General features: G+C 47.6%; 2 protein-coding genes. Both read left to right on the plus strand.

The features are described 5' to 3' along the window. Positions 1-515 (plus strand): ABC transporter permease (locus R7Z50_RS25560; RefSeq protein ID WP_318149484.1); only part of this gene is annotated, 515 nt, incomplete at its 5' end. A gap of 3 nt (positions 516-518) precedes the next feature. Then, on the plus strand, positions 519-912 hold a 394-nt coding region (locus tag R7Z50_RS25565), incomplete at its 3' end, for an ABC transporter permease (protein WP_411979516.1).

Below are 912 nucleotides of genomic sequence, written 5' to 3' on the forward strand. Positions count from 1 at the left end.
TGTCGTTTGCCTTCATCATCATCTTAGGCACAAACGGGGCAATTACGTTGTTGCTCAAGCAATATGGTTTGCTCGGTAATTTTGACTTGTACGGCAAATGGGGCTTGCTGGCGATTTACATCTACTTCCAAATCCCACTGGCGGTTTTACTGCTTTATGCCGCTTTTGATGCGCTGAGCGATGATTGGCAAGCGGCGGCTGCACTGTTGGGGGCAAGAACTTCGCAATATTGGGCGAAAGTGGCTTTGCCTGTGCTTTCTCCTGCCCTGTTTGGCACTTTCATTATTTTGATCGCCAATGCGATCGGCGCGTATGCCAGCGTCTATGCGCTCACTTCTGGTAACTACAACGTCATTACGATCCGTATTGCCAGTTTGGTGTCTGGTGATTTGTTCCTAGAGCCAAATTTAGCAGCCGCCATCTCGGTCATCTTAATGGCGCTGTTGGCGTTTATTACGGTGATTAACCAGTGGCTGATTGCCAAAAGTTACGCAGCTAAGAAAAGCAGGAAGTAAACCATGCAAGACGTAAATTCTCGATTCCATAAAAGCGTCGTTTACACCATCGTCGGAATCATGCTGATCCCGATTCTAGCGACGTTCATTTACTCGATCTCTTCTCGCTGGGGCGCAACGATTCTGCCTGATGGTTTCACTTTTGACTGGTACATTAAACTGCTTACGGATCCTCGCTTCTTACAGGCGTTTGGTCGCTCGCTCTTTATTGGCCTTTCAGCACTAGCACTGAGTGTTGTTCTCATACTGCCTGCGATTTTCGTGGTGTTTTACTACTTTCCGAAACTCGACAAGCTGATGAATATCCTGATTTTGCTGCCATTTGCAGTACCACCTGTGGTTTCGTCTGTGGGCCTTCTTCAACTCTATGCCGACAGTGAAATCTCCCTCATAGGCA

It is taken from the genome of Vibrio sp. 1249-1, assembly GCF_033340495.1.